Source organism: Marinobacter similis (genome assembly GCF_000830985.1).
In the GTDB taxonomy this organism is placed as follows: Bacteria; Pseudomonadota; Gammaproteobacteria; order Pseudomonadales; family Oleiphilaceae; genus Marinobacter; species Marinobacter similis.
In genome coordinates this window covers 2,685,290-2,706,256 of sequence record NZ_CP007151.1, presented here as the reverse complement: position 1 = coordinate 2,706,256, position 20,967 = coordinate 2,685,290, and the positions used below count along the sequence as shown (strand labels likewise).

Annotated in this window: 19 protein-coding genes and 2 pseudogenes; 6 read left to right on the top strand and 15 right to left on the bottom strand. The window is 57.3% G+C overall.

The window, feature by feature from the left end; translation table 11 throughout:
- Nucleotide 1 precedes the first annotated feature (1 nt).
- The 3 genes from AU14_RS12490 to AU14_RS21720 are packed head-to-tail and all read left to right on the top strand — an operon-like array spanning nucleotide 2 to nucleotide 2,612.
- Complete coding sequence (locus AU14_RS12490; RefSeq protein WP_041341259.1) at nucleotides 2-589, top strand: LemA family protein; 588 nt, start codon at nucleotides 2-4, stop codon at nucleotides 587-589.
- A gap of 11 nt (nucleotides 590-600) precedes the next feature.
- Nucleotides 601-2,238 carry a M48 family metallopeptidase gene (locus AU14_RS12485; RefSeq protein ID WP_236744051.1) on the top strand — a complete coding sequence of 546 codons (1,638 nt, stop codon included), beginning with the start codon at nucleotides 601-603 and terminating at the stop codon, nucleotides 2,236-2,238.
- Between the two features lie 32 nt (nucleotides 2,239-2,270).
- Nucleotides 2,271-2,612, top strand: coding sequence for a hypothetical protein (locus tag AU14_RS21720; protein ID WP_236744050.1), 342 nt, complete (start codon nucleotides 2,271-2,273; stop codon nucleotides 2,610-2,612).
- Here the strand turns inward: AU14_RS21720 and gspD are convergent.
- The 6 genes from gspD to AU14_RS12455 form a co-directional block, all read right to left on the bottom strand.
- Nucleotides 2,609-4,579, bottom strand: coding sequence for a type II secretion system secretin GspD (gene gspD, locus AU14_RS12480; protein WP_041341256.1), 1,971 nt, complete (start codon nucleotides 4,577-4,579; stop codon nucleotides 2,609-2,611). The genes AU14_RS21720 and gspD overlap by 4 nt on opposite strands.
- 32 nt (nucleotides 4,580-4,611) lie before the next feature.
- Entirely contained in the window at nucleotides 4,612-5,391 is a 780-nt protein-coding gene (locus AU14_RS12475) for a type II secretion system protein N (protein ID WP_236744049.1), read from the bottom strand.
- 72 nt (nucleotides 5,392-5,463) lie between these two features.
- Nucleotides 5,464-6,255 (bottom strand): type II secretion system protein N, encoded by a 792-nt coding sequence (locus AU14_RS12470; protein WP_041341253.1) that lies wholly within the window; start codon nucleotides 6,253-6,255, stop codon nucleotides 5,464-5,466.
- 165 nt (nucleotides 6,256-6,420) lie between these two features.
- On the bottom strand, nucleotides 6,421-8,073 hold the full coding sequence (groL, locus tag AU14_RS12465; RefSeq protein ID WP_041341250.1) for a chaperonin GroEL: 1,653 nt from the start codon (nucleotides 8,071-8,073) through the stop codon (nucleotides 6,421-6,423).
- Between the two features lie 78 nt (nucleotides 8,074-8,151).
- Nucleotides 8,152-8,439, bottom strand: coding sequence for a co-chaperone GroES (groES, locus tag AU14_RS12460; RefSeq protein WP_041341247.1), 288 nt, complete (start codon nucleotides 8,437-8,439; stop codon nucleotides 8,152-8,154).
- Between the two features lie 197 nt (nucleotides 8,440-8,636).
- Nucleotides 8,637-9,182: an FxsA family protein gene (locus tag AU14_RS12455; RefSeq protein WP_041341245.1), complete on the bottom strand. Its 546-nt coding sequence runs from the start codon at nucleotides 9,180-9,182 to the stop codon at nucleotides 8,637-8,639.
- A 96-nt stretch (nucleotides 9,183-9,278) separates the two neighbouring features.
- On the opposite strand from AU14_RS12455, the gene AU14_RS12450 reads away from it, so the two are divergent.
- Nucleotides 9,279-10,040 (top strand): SDR family oxidoreductase, encoded by a 762-nt coding sequence (locus AU14_RS12450; RefSeq protein ID WP_041341242.1) that lies wholly within the window; start codon nucleotides 9,279-9,281, stop codon nucleotides 10,038-10,040.
- 180 nt (nucleotides 10,041-10,220) lie between these two features.
- Here AU14_RS12450 and AU14_RS19130 read toward each other — a convergent pair.
- The 4 genes and pseudogenes from AU14_RS19130 to AU14_RS12440 all read right to left on the bottom strand — a co-directional run bounded on the left by AU14_RS19130 (nucleotide 10,221) and on the right by AU14_RS12440 (nucleotide 12,440).
- Nucleotides 10,221-10,528, bottom strand: a pseudogene (locus AU14_RS19130) (MGMT family protein).
- A 3-nt stretch (nucleotides 10,529-10,531) separates the two neighbouring features.
- A complete protein-coding gene (locus AU14_RS23915; RefSeq protein ID WP_407942802.1) occupies nucleotides 10,532-10,966 on the bottom strand; it encodes an MFS transporter in 435 nt (144 codons plus the stop codon).
- Nucleotides 10,848-11,828 carry an MFS transporter gene (locus AU14_RS12445; RefSeq protein WP_407942801.1) on the bottom strand — a complete coding sequence of 327 codons (981 nt, stop codon included), beginning with the start codon at nucleotides 11,826-11,828 and terminating at the stop codon, nucleotides 10,848-10,850. Before AU14_RS12445 ends, AU14_RS23915 begins: the two co-directional genes overlap by 119 nt.
- 129 nt (nucleotides 11,829-11,957) lie before the next feature.
- Nucleotides 11,958-12,440: a YajQ family cyclic di-GMP-binding protein gene (locus AU14_RS12440; protein ID WP_041341239.1), complete on the bottom strand. Its 483-nt coding sequence runs from the start codon at nucleotides 12,438-12,440 to the stop codon at nucleotides 11,958-11,960.
- 151 nt (nucleotides 12,441-12,591) lie between these two features.
- Between AU14_RS12440 and AU14_RS12435 the strand changes: the two genes are divergently transcribed.
- Both AU14_RS12435 and AU14_RS12430 read left to right on the top strand, forming a co-directional pair.
- Complete coding sequence (locus tag AU14_RS12435) at nucleotides 12,592-13,563, top strand: GGDEF domain-containing response regulator (RefSeq protein WP_041341237.1); 972 nt, start codon at nucleotides 12,592-12,594, stop codon at nucleotides 13,561-13,563.
- Nucleotides 13,564-13,955: 392 nt separating this feature from the next.
- Nucleotides 13,956-14,987: an AraC family transcriptional regulator gene (locus tag AU14_RS12430; protein ID WP_041341235.1), complete on the top strand. Its 1,032-nt coding sequence runs from the start codon at nucleotides 13,956-13,958 to the stop codon at nucleotides 14,985-14,987.
- Nucleotides 14,988-15,000: 13 nt separating this feature from the next.
- Here AU14_RS12430 and AU14_RS12425 read toward each other — a convergent pair.
- The 5 genes and pseudogenes from AU14_RS12425 to AU14_RS23425 all read right to left on the bottom strand — a co-directional run bounded on the left by AU14_RS12425 (nucleotide 15,001) and on the right by AU14_RS23425 (nucleotide 20,964).
- Nucleotides 15,001-16,211: pseudogene (locus tag AU14_RS12425) on the bottom strand (argininosuccinate synthase).
- Nucleotides 16,212-16,349: 138 nt separating this feature from the next.
- Entirely contained in the window at nucleotides 16,350-16,748 is a 399-nt protein-coding gene (fliS, locus tag AU14_RS12420) for a flagellar export chaperone FliS (RefSeq protein ID WP_041341233.1), read from the bottom strand.
- 36 nt (nucleotides 16,749-16,784) lie between these two features.
- Nucleotides 16,785-18,758, bottom strand: coding sequence for a flagellar filament capping protein FliD (fliD, locus tag AU14_RS12415; protein WP_041341230.1), 1,974 nt, complete (start codon nucleotides 18,756-18,758; stop codon nucleotides 16,785-16,787).
- A gap of 213 nt (nucleotides 18,759-18,971) precedes the next feature.
- Nucleotides 18,972-19,406 carry a flagellar protein FlaG gene (locus AU14_RS12410; RefSeq protein ID WP_041341227.1) on the bottom strand — a complete coding sequence of 145 codons (435 nt, stop codon included), beginning with the start codon at nucleotides 19,404-19,406 and terminating at the stop codon, nucleotides 18,972-18,974.
- Nucleotides 19,407-19,476: 70 nt separating this feature from the next.
- Nucleotides 19,477-20,964, bottom strand: a complete 1,488-nt coding sequence (locus AU14_RS23425; protein WP_041341225.1) for a flagellin N-terminal helical domain-containing protein — start codon at nucleotides 20,962-20,964, stop codon at nucleotides 19,477-19,479.
- Nucleotides 20,965-20,967: the final 3 nt, after the last annotated feature.

The window sequence follows — 20,967 nt, the reverse complement described above, 5'->3', positions numbered from 1 at the left end:
CATGGGAACAACTGTTATTGGCCTGATTGTTATCGCCGTCGTAGTCATCTACCTGGTGTTTATTTACAACCGACTGGTGTCCCTGAGAAACCAGTTCAAGAACGGTTTCGCCCAGATCGACGTGCAGCTTCAACGTCGACACGACCTGATCCCTAACCTGGTTGAGGCCGCCAAGGCCTACCTGACCCATGAGCAGACCACCCTTACCCAGGTCATGGAAGCTCGTAACAACGCTGTCAGCGCCCAGAAAGACGCGGCCCGCGATCCCGGCGACGGCACCAAGATCCAGCGCCTGGGCAGTGCAGAGAATCTGCTGAACAAAGCCCTGGCGAACTTCTATGCGGTGGCCGAGGATTACCCGGAGCTGAAGGCCAACGAAACCATCCAGCAATTGATGGAAGAGCTATCCAGCACCGAGAACCGCGTCGCCTTCGCGCGCCAGGCCTACAACGATGGCGTTATGAGCTACAACATTTTCCGCGAACAGTTCCCCAACAACATTCTCGCCGGCATGTGTGCGTTCAAAGAGACCGCCCAACTCGAACTTGAAACACCTGAGGCCCGCCAGGCACCAAAAGTCGCTTTCTGACGCCCTGACCCATGGCTCATCCCGGTTTCTTCCAGCGCCAGGCCAGTGCCCGGCGCAACACCAGCGTGCTGGTCCTGCTGTTCCTGACGGCGGTGGTATTGATCATGCTGGCCGTTTCCCTGGTCGGCTACTTCGTCACTCGCAGTGAGTCCTCCGGCCTCGCCTTTCTCGATTGGCTGCTGTCCCGCCATGGCCTCCTCACTGCTGCAACGGTGGTCACCCTGATCGGCGTGACTTCGCTTATTCGCTGGGTGGATCTGGCCGGCGGCGGTGAGCGGGTTGCCAAGATGGTGGGTGCCCGCCCCATTGATCCTGACACCCAAGACCGAGACGAGCGACGGCTCCGGAATGTGGTCGAGGAAATGGCCATCGCCAGTGGCGTACCGGTACCCGAGCTATACGTGATGGATCAGGAAACCGGTATTAATGCCTTTGTGGCCGGCTACACGCCGGGCGAAGCCGTTATGGTGGTCACTCATGGCACCCTGACTCAACTTAACCGCGATGAACTCCAGGGCGTGGTCGGCCACGAATTCAGCCATATCTTCAACGGTGATATGCGCCTGAACGTTCGCCTGATTGCCCTGCTGGCCGGGATTCTGATGATTGGCCAGATTGGCGGTTTCCTGATGCGGATGTCGTTCTACAGCCGCCACAGGTCTGTGCGCTCGTCGGGCGATAATCGAGGCCAGGCCGCCATTGGTGTAATTGGCATCGCGCTGCTGATCATTGGCTACGTTGGCGTTTTCTTTGGCCGACTGATTCAGGCGGCAGTGTCCAGGCAACGGGAATTACTGGCCGATGCCTCCTCAGTGCAATTTACCCGCAACCCCGAGGGCATAGCGGGGGCCCTGTTCAAGATCGGCCTGAAAGGCGGCTACCTGGACACCACCAGCCACGCCAGCGACATGAACCACATGTGCTTCGGGGAAAGTGCGCGGATGAAGTTCGCCTCCCTGCTGGCCTCACACCCGCCCATCGATGAGCGCATCAACCAGATTCAGCCGGGCATGCTGGCCCGTCTCCGCAGCCGGCTTAGGGATAGCCAGCCCGGAGCTGACCTGCGCGCCGCTACCAGCTCTCAAGGCCCGGCCCAGGCCACCGGCTTTGCCGGCCTGGGGGCAGAGGTGGTGGCACCGCTGCGACGCACCAGTACCTCGCCCCTGGCCTCTAGCAATGCGGCTCCCCCTTCTTCAGCAGCCGGCAAGCTGTCAGAACGGGTTGGCACCGTATCGCCCCAGGGCGAGGCTTTCGCCACTCGCTTGTTGGCCCGGCTACCCGCTACGTTTCGCAGCCTGCTGTATACCCGCGCCGGCGCTATCCAGCTCTGCTATGGGTTGGTGATTGCTGAAGTATCGCGGGAGGAGCAACATCGGCTGTTGGCCATGATTCCCGACCACCCGGTGCTGGGCGGCCAGCAGGATCTTCTGGACAAGCTGATTCCCGCCCTGAAATCGATCGGCGAGGAGGTGCGATTCCCCGCCCTTGAACTGGCCATGCCGGCCTTGCGGAAACTGGACCCGGAGGAACGGGAAGGTTTGATCACCAACGTCCAGAAGCTGGTTGCGGCAGACAACCGTATGTCGCTGTTCGAGCTGGCCCTGACCAGCTTCTTGTCACGCCACCTGGGCGCAGCGCCGGTCAGGTAATGCCGGTTCGGTACCGGAAATACCGTCCGGTAATGCCGGCAATTCAGAGGCTGCTGAGTCTGTTTGCCCGCGCTGGAACGAAGAGCGCCTCGGATGCCGAGTCGTTATACCGGGAGGCAATGGCAGGGTTTGATAATACCAAGAGGCAGAACACGAAGGGGCAGGATCAAGCGGTTCTTGAGAAGGTAACCATGCGCCAGTTACGGGAGGCGCTGACCACACTGAACGGGCTCTCGCCTTTGCTCAAGCCCGCTATTATTGATGCCTGTGGGCACTGCATTACCCACGATGGCCGTGTCGATGTGCGTGAATACGAACTGATGAGACTGGTGGCCGACCAGATCGACTGCCCGATGCCACCACTCACGGCTTAGGGATTGATTGTTTCACCCATCTCCTGGCGCTTGCGGCCATCGAACAGCACTTCAATATCCGGGCTGGCGTCTACCGGCGGCAGATCCAGCTTCTTCCGGATATCCAGATTCACTTCCCACAGCTCCTGGAACTTGTCGTCGGTGACGGCTACAGCTTCAGTCTTGCCCAGCATGATGGTTGGGCGCAGGAATACCAGCAGGTTACGCTTGACCCGTCGCTCGGACTCGGACGAGAAGAGGCGACCAATGAACGGAATGTCACCCAGAAGGGGCACCTTGCTCTTGTTGATCTGGTAGTCATCACGGATCAGGCCGCCCAGAACGATAGTCTCACCGTCGTCCGCCAGCACGGTGGTCTTGATCTCCCGCTTGTTGGTCACGATGTCAGAGGCGTTCTCAATGCTGTCCGCAACGTTTTCCGTGGTTTGCTCAACCACCAGCCGCACCAGTCCGTCGGCACTGATGGTGGGGGTCACCTTGAGGGTCAGGCCAATGTCACGGCGCTCGATAGTGGTAAACGGGTTCGTGGTGCCGTCGCCAGTCACAGTCGACTCACCGGTTCGGAACGGCACGTTCTGACCCACGATAATCTCTGACTCCTGGTTATCCAGGGTAATGATACTTGGCGTGGACAACAGGTTAGCGGCTGCAGACGTCGACAGGGCCTGCAACAGAATACCCCAGGTAATACCATCCCTATCGCGCTGGCCAGCGCCAATGGTGACACCACCCGCAGCCGGACCAATGATCGAATCAGAGGCCAAGGCACCGATTACTTCGCTGAGGCTTCGGCCAACGTTGCTGAAATTGGTTCCAACGACCGGCGTCGACTCACCAGACTCATCGCCCACGGCAAACTGAACACCGAGGTCCTGACCAAGGTCGTCACTGATTTCAACGATGGCTGCTTCAATCAGCACCTGGGCCCGGCGCACGTCCAGATGCGCAACGATCTGCTCGGCTTCCTGCATCAGTGAAGGCTCACCCCGAACCACCAGAGCGTTCAGACCCTCATCAGCAAACACCGCGAAATTGCTGCCCGGCTTAGTGCCGCCAGATCCGCCACTGCCGCCCCCGGAACCTTCTTTAGCCAGCTCACCCATTACGCCTTTCAGGATTTCGGTCAGTTTCTTGGCATCGGCGTGTTTCAGGCGGAGCACCTTGGTGGTGCCGCCAGAGGCGGAAGGCTGATCGAGCTGACGGATCAGTCCGCGCATCTTGTCACGGAAATTCTGGTCGCCGCGCAGGATCAGGCGGTTGCTGCGTTCATCGGCGGTCACGCTGTACTTACGTGCGGCATTCTCACCACCGGCACGACCCAACTCATCCGGCGCCAGCTCCTGCAACAGGGTGACCATATCGCCAACCCAGGCTTCATCCAGCTGAATCACTTCCACTTCGTACTTGGACGGGCTGTCGAGTTCACGAACGATCTGTTCGATGCGCTGGATGTTGGAGGAATGATCACTGACGATCAGGGCATTGGCCGCGGCGACACCGGCAAGGTGCCCGTACTTGGCCACCAGCGGACGCAGGATCGGCACCAGCTCGAGAGCGTTGGCATTATCGATCTGAATCACTCTGGTAATAAGCTGCTCGGAGGGAATCTCTTCAAACCGGGACATGGATTCAGCCGACTGCTTGGCGTCCACCTGCTGCACCACCTTGATCACTTCCTCACCGGGAATGGCGGTAAAGCCGTGGACATTCAACACCGCCAGGAACAGATCGTAGATCTCGTCCTTGTTCATCGGGGCGCTGGACAGGACCGTTACCTTGCCTTTGACCCGGGGGTCCACCACAAAACTGTATCCGGTGATGTCTGCCACCTGGGTGACGAAGGCCCGGATATCGGCATCCTTCAGGTTCAGTCGCCAGGTTTCTTCCTGCCCGTGGGCCACGGACATGAGAGGCAGAAGAATAAGCAGGGCAAACGCCCGCAGAATATTGGTCTTGTGGTTATACATGTGGCGATTTCGTCCTGTATCAATGAACCCGGTCAGCGCCACTGCTCGGGTATGGCATAACTGATGGTGAGGATGGACCCGTCACGCTCGATTTCTATATCCACCTGAGCCTGGCCACGCCAGCTCTCAAGCAGGGATTTGTCCTGTTCTATGTCGCCCAGACGCTGGCCATTAATGGCGGTGATCACATCGCCGGCCTGAAGGTTAACGGCATTGAGCATGGCATTGGAACCGTTGTAAACATATCCAGCCGCTCCACTATCATCCACCGGGCTCAGACCATAGGCATTAAGCGCTGCCACGCCCTGGCTGTCCAACTGTGACCGGGCACTCTCCAGAAAGGCATCCGGTGACGATTCTGCCGGCTGCCCCGTGGCCTCTGCAACCAGCCCACCCGATTCGGATTCCTCGAAGGTCAGTGACTCGTAGCGACCGCCGCGGCGAATCAGGATGCGGCTCGGCTCCACTTCGGCCAGCTCAGCATTGCCCGGCAGCATGTCGCCGACCCGGAAGTACGACGTTTCTCCATTGCTTCCTGCAACTATAGCACCGGAGTCTTCTGGGCGCTGTCCTACAAGCACGCCCTCAAGCCGCAGCCGCAGGCCGGTCTCGGGCGCTGATCGCTTGACCACCTCGGCCACGCCCGCCTGCTTTGGCGGCCGGCCGAAAAATTCAAAGCTGGCCATGGGGAACGACAAGCCCGAGCCGTCTGTGCCAGTGCCACCAGCTGCCACGGGCGCGACCGGCACCGGCCTGTCGTCCCAGGCCGCGAGCCAGGTCACCTTGGCCAGCGCTATTCCGAGGTAGATCACCAGGCTACCAGCAGCAGGTTGGCCAGGATTCTGGAAATTTTACTTTGGGTCTGTGCGCTCATCGCAGGCATATCAGCGTGCTCCTGGCAGCAATGGCTGCCGGACCCGGAACACCACATCGCCGGGGCTCGCGGAATCCGACCAGGGCTGCCCCGCCAGATCCACCATGCGTTTATAGACGCGAAGCTCCATCATGCCGTTCCACAAGATTTGCGCATCGGCCGCCGGGCCATCACCGCCCTGCTCCGCCACCGTCAAGGCAACGCCGCCCTGGGTGGTATCAAGCTCGGCCTGCATGGGCGGGAACCGGGCCTGCCCGGTCCGATTACCCATTGGCCAGGAAACCTGGCCACCAGCCCAGCGGCCAAGGCCTTCAGCCAGGGTAACGCGGTTATCTTCCCACACCAGATTCAGCCGATCGATGGAAACATTGCCCTCGATCATGGCGCCACCAGCGCGACGAATGAGGTCTTTAAACTCGCTGACCACCACCTGGCCATTGGCATTGATTTCGGCCCGCTGGGGCCAGGCGACGGTGATATCACCTTCAATTTCAGATTGGGATGAGGCAATAGAGAGATCGACAGGAAGTGACAGTTCAGTCAGGGAGGGCCAGCCGAGCTGCCAGTCCACGCGCAGTGGGTAACCCGCCACCATCAACCCGGCAGCCCCGTCCCAAACGCGCCCGGATACCTGCCGGACCTCCACCTGCTGGGGAAGAGAAACCTGGCCGGAGACCTGCTGCCATACCCATCCTGCCGGCACCCAAACCAATAAGGCCACCGCGTACACCACCAATGCCAGCAAGCTCAACAGAACCAGCTTGCCGGGGCGGAGAAAAGATTTGGATTCAGCGTTGCTCATTCGGGTACACACAGACAATTGACCGGTAGCCGAGTCTAGCAAAGGCCTGAGGCAAGTTCATGAGAAAAAAACAAAAACCCCGCGCCAGTGCGAACTGACGCGGGGTTTTTAGGTAGATCGGGCCACGTCCGGATCGCTCCGAACGTGACTGGGATCAGGCCGGCATTACATCATGCCGCCCATGCCTCCCATTCCGCCCATTCCACCCATGTCCGGCATACCACCGCCGGCGCCTTCTTCCTGCGGCTCGTCTGCAACCATCGCCTCAGTGGTGATGATCAGAGACGCAACAGAAGCGGCTGCCTGCAGTGCCGAACGGGTTACCTTGGCGGGATCCAGGATACCCATTTCCAGCATGTCGCCGTACTGCTCGGTAGAGGCGTTGTAGCCGAATGAGCCTTCGCCTTCACGAACCTTGGCAACAACTACGGAGGACTCGCCACCGGCGTTGTATACGATCTGACGCAGCGGAGCTTCCATAGCGCGACGCAGGATGTTCACGCCAGCTTTCTGCTCTTCGTTGATCGCATCCACGGCATCCAGTGCTGCGATAGCACGGATCAGGGTAACGCCACCGCCGGCAACAATGCCTTCTTCAACCGCAGCGCGGGTGGAGTGCAGCGCGTCTTCAACGCGGGCCTTCTTCTCTTTCATTTCTACTTCAGAGCCTGCGCCTACCTTGATGACGGCAACACCGCCAGCCAGCTTGGCAACACGCTCTTGCAGCTTCTCTTTGTCGTAATCAGAGGAGCTGTCTTCGATCTGCTTGCGGATCTGCTCAACGCGAGCTTCGATATCGGCCTGCGCACCCACACCGCCGATGATGGTGGTGTTTTCCTTGGTGATGTTGACACGCTTGGCGGTGCCCAGATCATCCAGGGTGGTGTTTTCCAGGCTCAGACCCACTTCTTCAGAGATCACAGTACCGCCGGTCAGAATGGCGATGTCCTGCAGCATCTCTTTGCGACGATCACCAAAGCCAGGCGCCTTAACTGCAGCGACTTTAACGATGCCACGCATGTTGTTCACTACCAGGGTAGCCAGCGCTTCGCCTTCGATATCTTCGGCGATGATCATCAGCGGCTTGCCAGCCTTGGCAACAGATTCCAGCACCGGCAGCAGTTCGCGGATGTTGGAGATCTTCTTGTCGACCAGCAGGATGTACGGGTCATCCAGCTCGGCGGACATGTTGTCCTGGTTGTTGATGAAATACGGAGACAGGAAGCCGCGATCGAACTGCATACCTTCGACTACGTCCAGCTCGTCTTCCAGGCCACGGCCTTCCTCAACGGTAATGACGCCTTCTTTACCTACGCGCTCCATGGCGTCGGCAATCAGCTTACCGATGGTCTCGTCGCCGTTGGCGGAGATAGTGCCTACCTGGGCGATGTTGCGGCTGTCGTCGCATGGCTTGGCCATGTCACGGATTGCCTTGACCGCTTCGGTAGTGGCTTTGTCGATACCGCGCTTCAGATCCATCGGGTTCATGCCGGCAGTCACTGCCTTCACGCCCTCGTTAACAATGGCCTGGGCCAGAACGGTTGCGGTGGTAGTACCGTCACCGGCGGTGTCGTTGGCCTGGGAAGCAACTTCCTTGACCATCTGGGCGCCCATGTTCTCGAACTTGTCGTGCAGCTCGATTTCTTTCGCTACTGACACACCGTCTTTGGTGATGGTCGGCGCACCGAAAGATTTTTCCAGAACCACGTTGCGGCCTTTCGGGCCGAGGGTCACTTTTACTGCGTCTGCCAGTACGTTGACGCCTGCGACCATGCGCTTGCGAGCGCTATCACCGAATTTAACGTCTTTTGCTGCCATGTCTTCTATTCCTGTTCGTTAAACCGAAGTTACTGAATAAATCGGATTAATGAGGGTTCGTGCGAGTCGCCTCAGCGATCACTCAAGCACGCCGTAAATGTCGTTTTCGCTCATGATGAGCAGCTCTTCGCCGTCGACCTTTACGGTGTTACCGGCATACTGGCCGAAGACCACGGTGTCACCCACCTTTACCGCCAGCGCGCGCGTTTCACCGTTATCCAGGATGCGACCGTTGCCTACGGCAACGACTTCGCCCTGGGAAGGCTTCTCTTTGGCGTTACCCGGCAGCACGATGCCACCTGCAGTTTTCTCTTCTTCTTCCTTACGGCGCACGACAACACGATCGTGTAGCGGACGAATTTTCATTGCTCGGCTTCTCCAATAGTCAGATTAATGTGGCAATGACATTTGCTGTTAAAAAGGTCGGACTTGCAAAGCGTCATCCGGCCAAATTGCCCGGCTGCCTAACTTGCTGTTTTCCAGCCGTTATCAGCCCGCAGCGAACTTGTGCAACTTATGTGGGGTTTGCGTAGGGGTTTTCAACACCCCTGACTCAAAAATTTTCACTTTTTTTCGATGCGATCATGATCGGTTTCGGTCTGATCCTGATACTCGCCTTCGATGATGTTGCCCTCGCTGTCCCGATCAAACGGACGCTGCCGGCCAAAGGGGTTTTCACCGGCTCCACCGAAGGGATCCTGACCAAACGGACCTGTGCCCCCACCGGCTCGAAAATGAAAGCCCCGGCTCTGGCCGGAAACCACCATGCGCTTCAGGGCCTGGGACGCCAGCCAATGACGAGAGCCCGGAAGCAGGCACAAAAAGCCGATGGTGTCGGTGATGAAACCAGGAGTAAGCAGCAGTGCGCCGCCGACCGCCAGGATCAGCCCTTCGGCGACTTCTTTCGCGGGCAACTCACCGCTGTTCAGGCGCTGATTGGCCTTCAGCAACGTGGCCAGGCCCTGCTGCCGCAATAACCAGGCACCAATGACTGCGGTCAACAACACCAGCCCGATAGTATTCAGCACGCCGATGATGCCGCCCACCTTGATGAGCACCGCCATTTCGGCCACTGGCATAACGATAAATAGAAAAAGGAACACGGACATCAGAACCTCAGGGTCTGAAGTGGGTTTGATAAGGTCTGGTATACTCCGCGCACTCAGTACACGCAACACTATCTGCTTTGTTGATTAGGGCGAAACATGAAACTTCAAGATTCTGTGATTGCAATTACCGGCGGCGGCCAGGGGCTTGGCCGTGCCATGGCCGAGTATCTGGCCGCCAAAGGTGCGCGACTGGCGCTGATTGATTTGATGCCGGAGAAACTGGCCGAAGCGGCCGAGGCCTGCAAGCTGGCTGGCAGCGATGCCAAGACTTACGTCTGCAACGTGGCAAAAGAAGAGGATGTGGAGCAGACGTTTGAGGCCATCGTTCGGGATTTCGGCCAGCTGAATGGCCTGGTGAACAATGCCGGCATTCTGCGGGACGGCCTGATGGTCAAGGGTGAGGACGACCAGATTGTAAAACGGATGGAGTTGTCCCAGTGGCAGGCGGTGATTGATGTAAACCTGACCGGGGTTTTCCTGTGTGGCCGGGAAGCGTCTACCCAGATGATCAAGAATGGCGATCAGGGTGTGATCATTAATATTGCTTCGATCTCCCGGGCTGGCAACATGGGTCAGAGTAACTATTCCGCGGCGAAGGCTGGGGTGTCTGCCCTGGTGCCGGTGTGGGCGAAGGAGCTGGCGCGTTATGACATTCGGTGCATGGGGATTGCGCCGGGCTTTATTGAGACGGAGATGACGGCGTCGATGAAGCCGGAGGCGTTGGAGAAGATGACGGCCGGGATTCCGTTGAAGCGGATGGGCAAGCCGGAGGAGATTGCTTCGGCGGCGGCGTTTATTTTTGAGAACGATTATATGTCGGGGCGGATGATTGAGGTGGATGGGGCGCTTCGGCTTTAGGCTTCGGGCTTTGTGCTTTGGCCTCCTAGCTTGTTGGGTTTGGGGGCTGGCCAGGGGGTGGGTGTCTTTTCTTTTGGAAAACGAACTCGCTTCGCTCAGACATCTTTTTTCCGGCAGAAAAGACACCCCACCCCCTGACTTACGAACCATTTCGATAGGCTTACTGAAAAAGAGAAAAAACTAGGGGCGCCACTGATAGCGTCCCATGTGTACCTTTCCGTTTTTAACTTCTACTCCCTCATGCTCTAGCAGCTTCTTTTGCGTAGCAAACGTTTCGGTGCCTTCTGGGAAGCTATTTGGCCGTTGCTGCGGATTACTCGGTACCAGGGAACGGTGTGGCCGGCCGGGAGTTTGCCCAGGGCTCGGCCGATGTAGCGGGCTTGGCGGCCTAGTCCAGCCATGCTGGCGACTTGCCCGTAGCTGGCGACTTTTCCCTCTGGAATTGACAGGACTACCTGCCAGATTTTTTGGTCTTTTGTGGCTTCCACTGCTCAGGACTCCCGAAGCGCGGGTTCTGATCCGGGCTCAATTTCTTCCTTCTTTCTTGGGGCCAACGCGTCGAGTCTTTTGCCTTGGCGCATCATGAAGATGGCCAACAGGATGGCGGGTACGCCCATGACCCCGGCAACCAGGAAGAACTGGGCGTAGCCGAAATCGGCCACGACGATGCCGGAGAAGCCGCCGAGAAATTTACCCGGCAGCGTCATCAATGAGCTGAACAAGGCATATTGGGTGGCGGTAAACGAGGCACTGGTCATGCTGCTGAGCCAGGCAATGAGGGCGACGTTGGCGATGCCTCCGCTGAGGTTATCGGCACTGACCACCACCGCCAGAGTGACGATGTCGGGCGGGTACTGGGCCAGCAGAACGAACAGCAAGTTGGTTGCGGCGGTCATGATGGCGCCCAGCAGCAGGATTTTCCGCACGCCGTAACGGACCACCATCACACCACCCGCCAGAGCCGGCGATGGTCATGAAGAAGCCAAAGATCTTGGTGACGTCTGCCACCTGGGTTTTGCTGAAGCCCATGAAGTCCAGATAGAAGGGGTTGGCCATCACGCCCATGGCGATGTCGGAAATGCGGTAGACCGCCACCATCACCAGGATTAGCACGGCAAGCTCCCGGTAACGCCGGAAGAAATCCACGAAGGGGCCGGCGACTGCAGCGTAGAACCAGCCAACGGCGCGTGCCACGCGGGGATTGAGATGAGCGCGCTTGGCAGCTTCCTGTTCGATTTTGTGGGCGATGTCCTGAGCCGCAGCGAAATGATTGACGGTGGGTTCGCGCACGATCAGCACCGTGAGCATGCCCACTCCCACCAACGCGGCCATCACTTCGTAAGAAACCTGCCAGGACCAGAACTCGGCCAGGTAAAGCGCACCCGCACCGGCCACCAGCAACGCCAGGCGATAGCCGAAGATGTAGGTGGCTGCCAACGCGGCCTGCAGTCGCTCTTCGGCGATTTCTATGCGGTAGGCATCGATGGCCACGTCCTGGGTCGCGGAGGAAAAGGCCACCAGCAGCCCACACAGGGCCATCATTTCCGGCGCCGCAGTGGCGTCCACCTGGGCCATCAGGTACAGCCCGGTGGCGATGCCCGTCTGGGCCAGGATTATCCAGCTGCGCCGCTTGCCCAGCAGGCGGTCGAGTAGCGGCAGTTTCAGCCGGTCCACCACCGGTGCCCAGAACACCTTGATGGAATAAGTAATCCCCAGCCAGCTGAAGAAGCCAATGGTTGCGGTTTCCACGCCCACGTCGGCAAGCCGGGCATTCAGGGTGGAAAACACCAGCAGGAACGGCAGCCCCGCCGAGAATCCGAGAAACAGCAGGGCAATAACCTGCCATCGCGTGTAGGTGTACAGCGCTTCCCGGATCAGGGCGCGGCGGTCGCTGGAGAAGATGGTAAAACCTCCCGCTCAGTCGCGAAAGTTGTTGAATTGCAGCGGGATGTCGAGCTCTGCCTCACGCAGCATCGCCATCGCAGCCTGCAGGTCGTCCCGCTTCTTGCCGGTCACACGGACTTTGTCACCCTGGATGCTGGCCTGCACTTTTAGCTTGGCGTCCTTGATCATCTTCACGATCTTTTTCGCCATTTCGGTCTCGATGCCCTGCTTCAGCAACAGGTGCTGCTTCACCAGCTTGCCAGCTTTGCTTTCGCCGTCTTCGCTGATAGCGCGGCCATCGATGTTGCGCTTGGCAAAGGCCATCCGCAGCATGTCCATCAGTTGTTCCAGCTGGAACTCCTGCTCGGCACTGATGGTCAGGCCCTTGTCGTCCTGTTCGATGTCAGCTTCAACGTTCTTGAAGTCCCAGCGATTGCCCAGCTCGCGCTTGGCCTGGTCCACCGCGTTGGTCACTTCGTGCAGATCAATCTCAGAAACTATGTCAAAAGAAGGCATGGTCGTTATTCTCCAGCGGCCACTGAGGGTATACTGTGGCCTAAATTTATTCCCGAATGTTCAAGGTGCCAAAGCATAACAAGACCCACGCCGGACCGCACCCGGCAAAGGTTGCCGCATCTGACAATGGACTGATGAGAAGTCGATACCAATGCCAAACCTGGACCTCCCGATCCTCGTCGTCGACGACGCCAAATTCAGCAGCATGGTGGTTGGCCGAACGCTGCGAAAGGCCGGATATCGCGACGTGCGCATCGTCAATAATGCCTCCGCCGCACTGGAGCTGATGGAGCAACGGCCAGTCAGCGTGCTGATTGCCGACTGGCTGATGCCCGAGATGGACGGCTTGCAGCTCACCGACCAGGTGCGGCAACAGGATGAGCAGAATAACCACTACACCTATGTGATTCTGCTGACCGCCCGGGAGAGCATCGAAGCCCTGTCGGAAGCCTTCGACCGGGGCGTGGACGACTTCATCTACAAGTCCGACATGACCAAGCAACTGATCCCGCGGATCTTCGCGGCGGATCGCATGGCGGATCGGCAGAACACCCTGCTCAGGGCCAACGCCCTGCTGGTGGAGAACAACCGCGAGCTGGAAGCCACCAACATCATTGATCTGGAAACCGGCCTTGGCAACAGCCGCTACGGTCGTGACCGTCTGGCAAAAGTGCTGCGCCATGCCGAATCCCGCGGTGGCGCCTGCGCTTATGTACTGTGCGGCATTCGCAACTGGCAGGAGCTCAAACGCAAGCATTCCCCCGCGGTGATGAGCGAACTGGCAGTGGGCATCGCCCGGCGTCTAACCACCCTGGTGCGCCCTATCGATTCCCTGTGCCGGGTTGGCGATAACCAGTACGCCCTGATTGCCCATTTCCCGAACAGCGATCACTGCACCACCGCGGCGTTTCGGCGAGTGTTTGATGGCATCAACCACAAGGCCCTGAAAACCACCGCCGGTTATATCTCGGTAGAAGCGGGCATGGTGCTGTGCAAGGCCGATGCCGAGCACGGCACGCCTTCGGTGCAGGACGTGGAGCGCACCGCCGTTCAAGGCCTGGTGGACGCCTATGAAACCCGTCGATTCACCGAAACGGCGCCGGAGATGGCAACCGAGGCGTGAAACGCAGTTGATCGGTTTTCGAACACTCCGTAACAGTGCGACACACATAACCCACAGACACTAAGAAGCGAAAGCCCTATTCTGGGATTGTGGATTTAAGCAGTATCCCCCATGGCGGAGGGGCCGTGTAGTACCTCCGCCGCCATATGGGCCAGGTTACTGACAGAGATCCACCGGATTAACGAATTTTTCAGGCACTTTCGTTCTTTCCTTATCTTTAGGCCAGCTTATCAGCTGGCCTTTTTGTTTTTAGCCCCACTGCCCTGCTCCCACTGCTGCTGCACCAGGTTGTTACCGCGAAAGCTTCTTACCACCGAAGTTCTAACGGCACAGATCCGTTATACTCACACCAACAATAAGCAACAAATACTCCAAGACACTGTGTTGTAGCCATGAAATCCCTCGGAACCACATCCGTTGCCGCACTTCGCCAGTATGTTCGCGCCGCCGAATCTGCCGGCGTCGATACTGCTCCACTGTTCAGCAAAGCCGGGCTAGATGCCGCCATCCTGGACAGCAACGACGGCCGCATCGACGGCGAGCAATTCGAGGCATTCATCGAGCAACTGGTGGATCAGACCGGCAATCCGATTCTCGGGTTGGAGACCGGCGATTTCGTTCAACCCGGCTCCTACAGCGTGCTGGGTTACATCACCATGAGCTGCGCCACCCTGGGTGAAGCCGTGGCCCGCATCGCGCCTTACGAAAAACTCGTGGGCGATATGGGCACCACCCGCCTCGCCATGGCCGGCGACAACATCAAGCTGCTGTGGCACTGCAATTACGACAATCCCGCCGTGCGGCCCCACCTGGTGGATAACGTATTCTCATCCTGGGTGAATTACGCCCGCTGGCTGGCCGATGACGAGGCCGCCGCGCCCAGCCTGGTGAAACTGAAACGGCCATCGCCGCGCAAAGAACTCGAGCAAGCGTACCGGTCACGCTGGAACTGCCCCGTGCACTTCTCTGCCGATGAAGACAGCCTGACCTTTCGCAAGGAACTGCTGAACACGCGGCTGCGCCAACCCGACCCGATGCTGCGCAAAACCCTGGAGGCACACGCTCTCACCCAGCTGGCATCGCTCGAAACCAGCTCCGACACTGAGAGCGATCTGGCCTCACAGGTAAAGGGCAGCATTCGGCAGCAGCTGATGCAGGGAGTCACAAGGCAGGATGTGGTGGCGGACCAGCTCGGCATGAACAGCCGGACCCTGCAACGCAGGCTGAGCCAGGAAGGCGTGTCGTATCAGAAATTACTGGATGAGGTTCGGCAGACCATGGCCGAGGACTATCTACTCAACAGCGAGTTGGCGATTCCGGATATTGCGTTACGGCTGGGATTCAGTGAAACCACATCGTTTCACCGGAAATTCAAGGCAATGAAAGGAAAGACGCCCGGAGAGTTCCGGGCGTCCAAAGGCTAACTAAAGGCGAAAGTCAGAGCTTACGGCCTTTTCCTGCCGCAATGCGCAGACGCAGCGCATTAAGCTTGATAAAGCCTTCCGCATCTTTTTGATCGTACGCACCCTGATCTTCTTCGAAGGTGGCAATCTTCTCGTCGAACAGCGAGTCATCCGACTTCCGGCCAACAACCTCAACATTGCCCTTGTAGAGCTTGAGGCGAACGGTGCCGTTCACGTAGGTCTGGGTCTGGTCGATCAGCGCCTGCAGCGCTTCACGTTCCGGAGACCACCAGTAACCGTTGTAAATCACCTCGGCGTAGCGCGGCATGATGCTGTCTTTCAAGTGGGCCACTTCGCGGTCCAGCGTGATCGACTCAATGGCGCGGTGGGCGCGCAGCATGATGGTACCGCCCGGTGTTTCGTAACAGCCACGGGACTTCATGCCCACGTATCGGTTCTCAACGATGTCCAGACGACCAATGCCGTTGTCACCCGCCATCTTGTTCAGGGTTTCCAGCACTACGTGAGGCTTCAGGTCCTGGCCGTCGATGGCGACGATATCGCCCTTGCTGTAAGTCAGCTCAACGTAAGTCGGCTTATCCGGAGCGGCTTCCGGAGACACGCTCCAGCGCCACATGTCTTCCTCGGCCTCAGCCCAGGGATCTTCCAGGTTCATGCCTTCGTAGGAGATGTGCAGCAGGTTGGCATCCATGGAGTAAGGGGACTTGCCCTTCTTCTTCTCCACCGGAATGTTACGCTCATCGCAGTAAGCCAGCAGCTTCTCGCGGGAGTTCAGATCCCACTCGCGCCAGGGTGCAATTACCTTTACGCCAGGCTTCAGTGCGTAGGCTCCCAGCTCGAAGCGAACCTGATCGTTACCCTTGCCGGTCGCACCGTGAGAGATGGCATCGGCGCCGGTCTCGTTGGCGATTTCAATCAAACGGCGAGAGATCAATGGACGGGCGATGGAAGTACCCAGCAGGTACTCCCCTTCGTAGATGGTGTTCGCGCGGAACATCGGGAACACGTAATCGCGCACAAACTCTTCGCGCAGGTCCTCGATGTAGATTTCCTTCACTCCCAGCGCTTCGGCTTTCGCCCGCGCCGGCTCCACTTCCTCACCCTGGCCGATGTCGGCGGTGAAGGTCACCACCTCACAGTTATAAGTGTCCTGCAACCACCGAACGATGACGGAAGTATCCAGCCACCGGAATAGGCCAGCACCACCTTCTTAATATCAGACATGCCCTTGCTCCAGACTGAACAGTATGGATGTATCGAAAATAAGGCGCATATTGTACGGGAGAGCGGGGGGAATGGCTATTGGGCTGGGGTATTACGCTGCCCAATAGCCGCGGATAGCATGACAATCAAGTCATCGGTTTAGACAGCCTGTTGTCGACCAACAGCTTCTTCACGGATTCCATCCCAGCCTTCTTTAATCGCTCGGAGCAGATCAGCAACCTCATCAAGCTTGGCAGCATCATTCTTTGCATTGGCCTCGAACAGCGTCCGCTCCATGTAGTCATAGAGACCTTCCAGCCGAACAGCCAGATCGCCGCCCTTCTCAAAGTCCAGGAAGCTGCGCAAGCCGCCGATAATCTCAATCGCCTTGGATATCAGCTTGCCCTTGCCTTCGTAATCCTTCGCCTGCATCCGCGCCTTTGCCATGTTGATGCGCTCAAGAGCACCGTTGTATAAAAGCTGGATCAGCTTGTGTGGATCTGCATCGGTGATGCTGGTTTGAGCGTTTACGCGCTGATATGCCTGTAAACCGTTCATATAAGACCTCTTCATTCGCTAACCGGCGAACGCCGATCAGTTGTTCCGGTTGTTTTGGGGTGCAAGCGCCGAAAGCTGCTGCGTCAAGTAATCGCCAGTACTGTTCAATTGGGAAATCAGGGAATCCGCGGCGGAGAATTGACTTACCAATCTTTCCCGATAAGACTCAATCCGATCTTCAAGGCGAATTCGTTCTTCCTCAATTCGTTCCAGATCTCGATTAAGGCTCTCTGTCTTGGTATCAAGAATCCCATCAGCGCCCACGATATCGGTAACCAGATTAACCGCCTGTTCACCAATACCCTCAATATAATTTACCCGACCAAGATCTCCATCGGTATACCCAGCGACCTGAAGCTGCATGCCTTGCGCACCGCCAGCACCAGTTACCGCAAGAGTGCGGCCATCACCTGATGCTTCCTGACCATTTACCGTGCCAGCCACATCTTTGCCAAGAGTGCCGGTTTTCACAGAAAGACCAAGCGCCGCGCCATTCTCTACCGACATAACGCTTACGTTTGATCGGCTTCCAAAAGCACCAGAGGTGAACTGAAGAACACCATTGGCGTCCAGGCCAACCCGGACAGACTGGCCAGCTGCGCTCAGAGCGGCATTACTGTCAAGCTGGCTTTGGATCTCGGCCACCAGATCTTGGGCCGAGCTATAGGTTTGCTGGGTCAGCTGGATAGAAAAATTGGTGGACCCATCGACAGTGAATTCAATCTCGTCGTTGCTGGCGTCAATTACAACGCCATCCGCCAAGGCTGTGTCACCAAGCACTCCACCCTGCGTTGCAGCTTGAGTGATATCGATAGCGTAGTTGCCACGCGTAGTACCTATACCGGATGACAGAAACTCAACATTGGCATTGGTGGTGCGCCCCTGCTCTGCAAAGAGCGCCGTTACATCATCGGGATTGTTCCGCAACTGCTCTTCAAACTTCGCACGATCGAAGGTCAACCCACCAGTTTCAAAGTTCGTCGTTATACCGGCATCGGCAAGAGTCCGGACACTGGCGTTCTCCAGGCCTGGCACAACACGCCCCAGTACGTTTCGCAACTGGGACTGAACCGACCGAATTGCGGTATCTCCAGAAAGAATCCCACCCTGACCTGTCTCAGCGTTAAATCCCGACAGGCCATTGATAGTAGACTGCAAGGCATTGAACTTCTCTACAAACGCGCCAACCCGATCAGCAACTGCGCCGAAGTCCTGTTCAACCTTGATGGTAGAAGATACACCCTCAGCTTTCGCCTCAAAACTCAATCCATCAATCACATCAGCAAACGAGTTAGTCGAGCGGCTGATTTCAATACCATTGATTTTCACCCTTGCATCCTGCGCCGCCACTGTCTCCTGCATATTCTGGGTGTTCTCGTTAAACACAAACTGAGAAAGACCTGCCCCATCATCGCTAACGCCATCGTCGTCAGTTACAGAAATCGAAACCGCATTCGCTTCACCTGTAGATTCTGAGGAAAGCACCAGCCGAAAACCGTTGCCGGTGTCAATCACACCGGCGGAAACGCCAATGCCCGCTCCGTTGATCTCGTCTGCCAATCCCTGCAAGGTATTGTTAGAACCATCAATTGTCAGCGAGGCTGTGTTATCTCCAGATGAGATGGTTAGCGTGCCAGTACCAACGGAAGTGCTGTCGCGGTCTGCGAAGGGGTCCGAGGCCAGGGATTGGGACTGTGCAAGGCTCAAAACCTCGACATTATAGGTGCCACGGCCGGCTTTGGAGCTATCAACGGTGACAGCGACGTCTTCATTGGATGACGAAGCCGAAAACGCCTTGAGATTATCAGGTGCGCTGAGCTGGCGCATCGGAAGACGGAGTTCAGTGATGGCGCTTTTCAGGGTGCCGTAGGCTGAAATCAGCGTTTCAGCCCGCTGAGCACGGCTATCCAGACGATTTTCAGTAGGCGCCCGTTCCGCTCTCACCAGCTGATCGACCAGATCGGAGTTCAAGACTCCAGAACCAATACCCAATGAAGAAATACTTGCCATAACCGTGCCTCCTAGAGGGGGCGAACCTCTTTGTTGATCAGTTTATCGGCAGGCGGCGGCAAAACTTTGCCTATTCCTACGACCAATTTGTAACAACAAGTAACCAAAATCCGTTCTGCGCACCTCCTTCAAACGCAGAACACCGCCGGCCCCTCTCGGGAGCGGCGGTGCTGAAATACCGTTGCCGTGCATTCGCGTTAAAGCGGCAAGCTTTTACACCTTGATGTTAAACAACGTCAGCGGTTCATCTTGCTGCAATTTTTCTGCCAACCTCATTGCCACTTCGTCCGGAATCTGGCGAATAACCTCCTGGGTACTTTGATCAACCACCTTAACAATGGTCTGCCCCATCTCATTATCCACCTCAAACTGAAGATCACGCTGCACATTCTGCACGAAATCATTCAGCTGGCTCACGGCATCATTCAACTCATCCCGCTGCTCTTCCGACCTGGCCTGAAGCTTCTCAGCTTTGGACGCCTCGGTCGTTGCCTGCGGGCTCTGAACCGCTAAGCCCTTCGAACTTGAAGCAGCAAAGTCAGGGGCTTTTTTACCCTCGGCCTGAGATGACGAAATTGCCTTAGCCGGAGCCTGGGCGCCAGAGCGAACTAGCTTGAGATCCGGGTTATTCAGGTTAACGTCATTCATAGCTTTACCTCGCTATCCCAAAACGGCGGGAAACCGGAACCCGAAGGTCCCGGCTATTACCGTTAAGCCCTTACTGCAGCAGAGACAATACCTGCTGAGGACGGGCGTTCGCCTGGGCAAGGACGGAGATACCGGCCTGCTGCAGCACCTGAGCCTTGGACAGCTTGGCTGTCTCGGCCGCGAAGTCAGCATCCAGAATCCGGCTCTGAGCGGCGCTCAGGTTGGTACTGGTGGACTCCAGGTTGGAGATGGTGCTCTCGAAGCGGCTCTGCACTGCACCAAACTTCGCACGCTGCGAGTTGACAGTATTCAATGCCGCATCGACTGTCTTGAGTGCCTGGGTAGCGCTCTCAAAAGAGGTGATATCGAGCTCAGAAACTTTGTTCAAAGTCGAACCGGTATTACTAAACGCGTTGGAATTTGTGACCTCAGTTGCAAAGGAACGGTCAGAATCGAGCTGAATATAACCGCTTGTAACCACGTCTTCAGCAGTCGTATCTGCAGCCAGTGCTTGAGGACCGGTTACTGCAGTTAGCTCACCGTCAGCATTTCGCGCCTGCTTCTCAACGGTCACAGCGCCGGCATTTGCGACAGCTGTGTCACCAACCGTTATGTCCGCACCCGTCGTATTACTCAGGACAACCGAAGAGCCATCTTCCGAAACCTGCGCCGTTATACCTGTTTTCGAGGACTGATCATTGATTGCGGAGACTGCGGCAGACAACGAGTCTTGTCCGGTATTCGCATCAAGAGTAAACGACACAGTCTGCGCAGTGGTATTTTCGCCAGTGACATTCAGCGTGTAGCTGCCCGCCGCGCCAAACTCCAAGTCGACCTCTGTTCGGGCCGTGGCAGTTACGCCTGTGCTGTCAGTCTTGGAATTGATATCGCTTGCAATATCATTCGCTTGAGCGTTACCCGCGATGCTGACCGTTTCTGAACCAAGGTATCCGTTGATAGCCACAGAACCAGAGCTGACACCATTAACAGCTGCCCCACCCGATGCTGCCGCGCCCGCTGCAGCGCCATTAGCCAGTACCTGGTTGTTTCCATAGCTATCTGCTTGCAGATTGGATGTAGTGGTTGTAATCGTCTCATTGGCATTCGCACCGACCTGGAAGGTCGCCGAACCAAACGAACCATCCAATAACTTTTGGCCGTTGAAGTTAGTGGTCGTCGCGATTCGATCAAGCTCAGATACCAGCTGGTTGACTTCATCTTGAAGCGCTTGACGATCTGAAGATGAGTTTGAAGCGTTTGCGGATTGAACCGCAAGCTCCCGCACACGCTGCAGAATGTTACCAGTTTCCCCAAGGGCACCCTCAGCTGTCTGTGCAAGCGAAATGCCGTCATTCGCGTTTCGGGTTGCCTGGTTCAGGCCACGGATTTGAGCTTCAAAACGGTTGGAGATTGCAAGACCGGCGGCGTCATCCTTGGCTGAATTGATGCGCAGGCCAGAGGACAAACGCTCCAGCGCCTGGTTGGACTGCTCTTGGGAGCGATTCAGCTGATTCTGAGCGGACAGTGATGCAACGTTCGTGTTAATACCGAGAGCCATAGT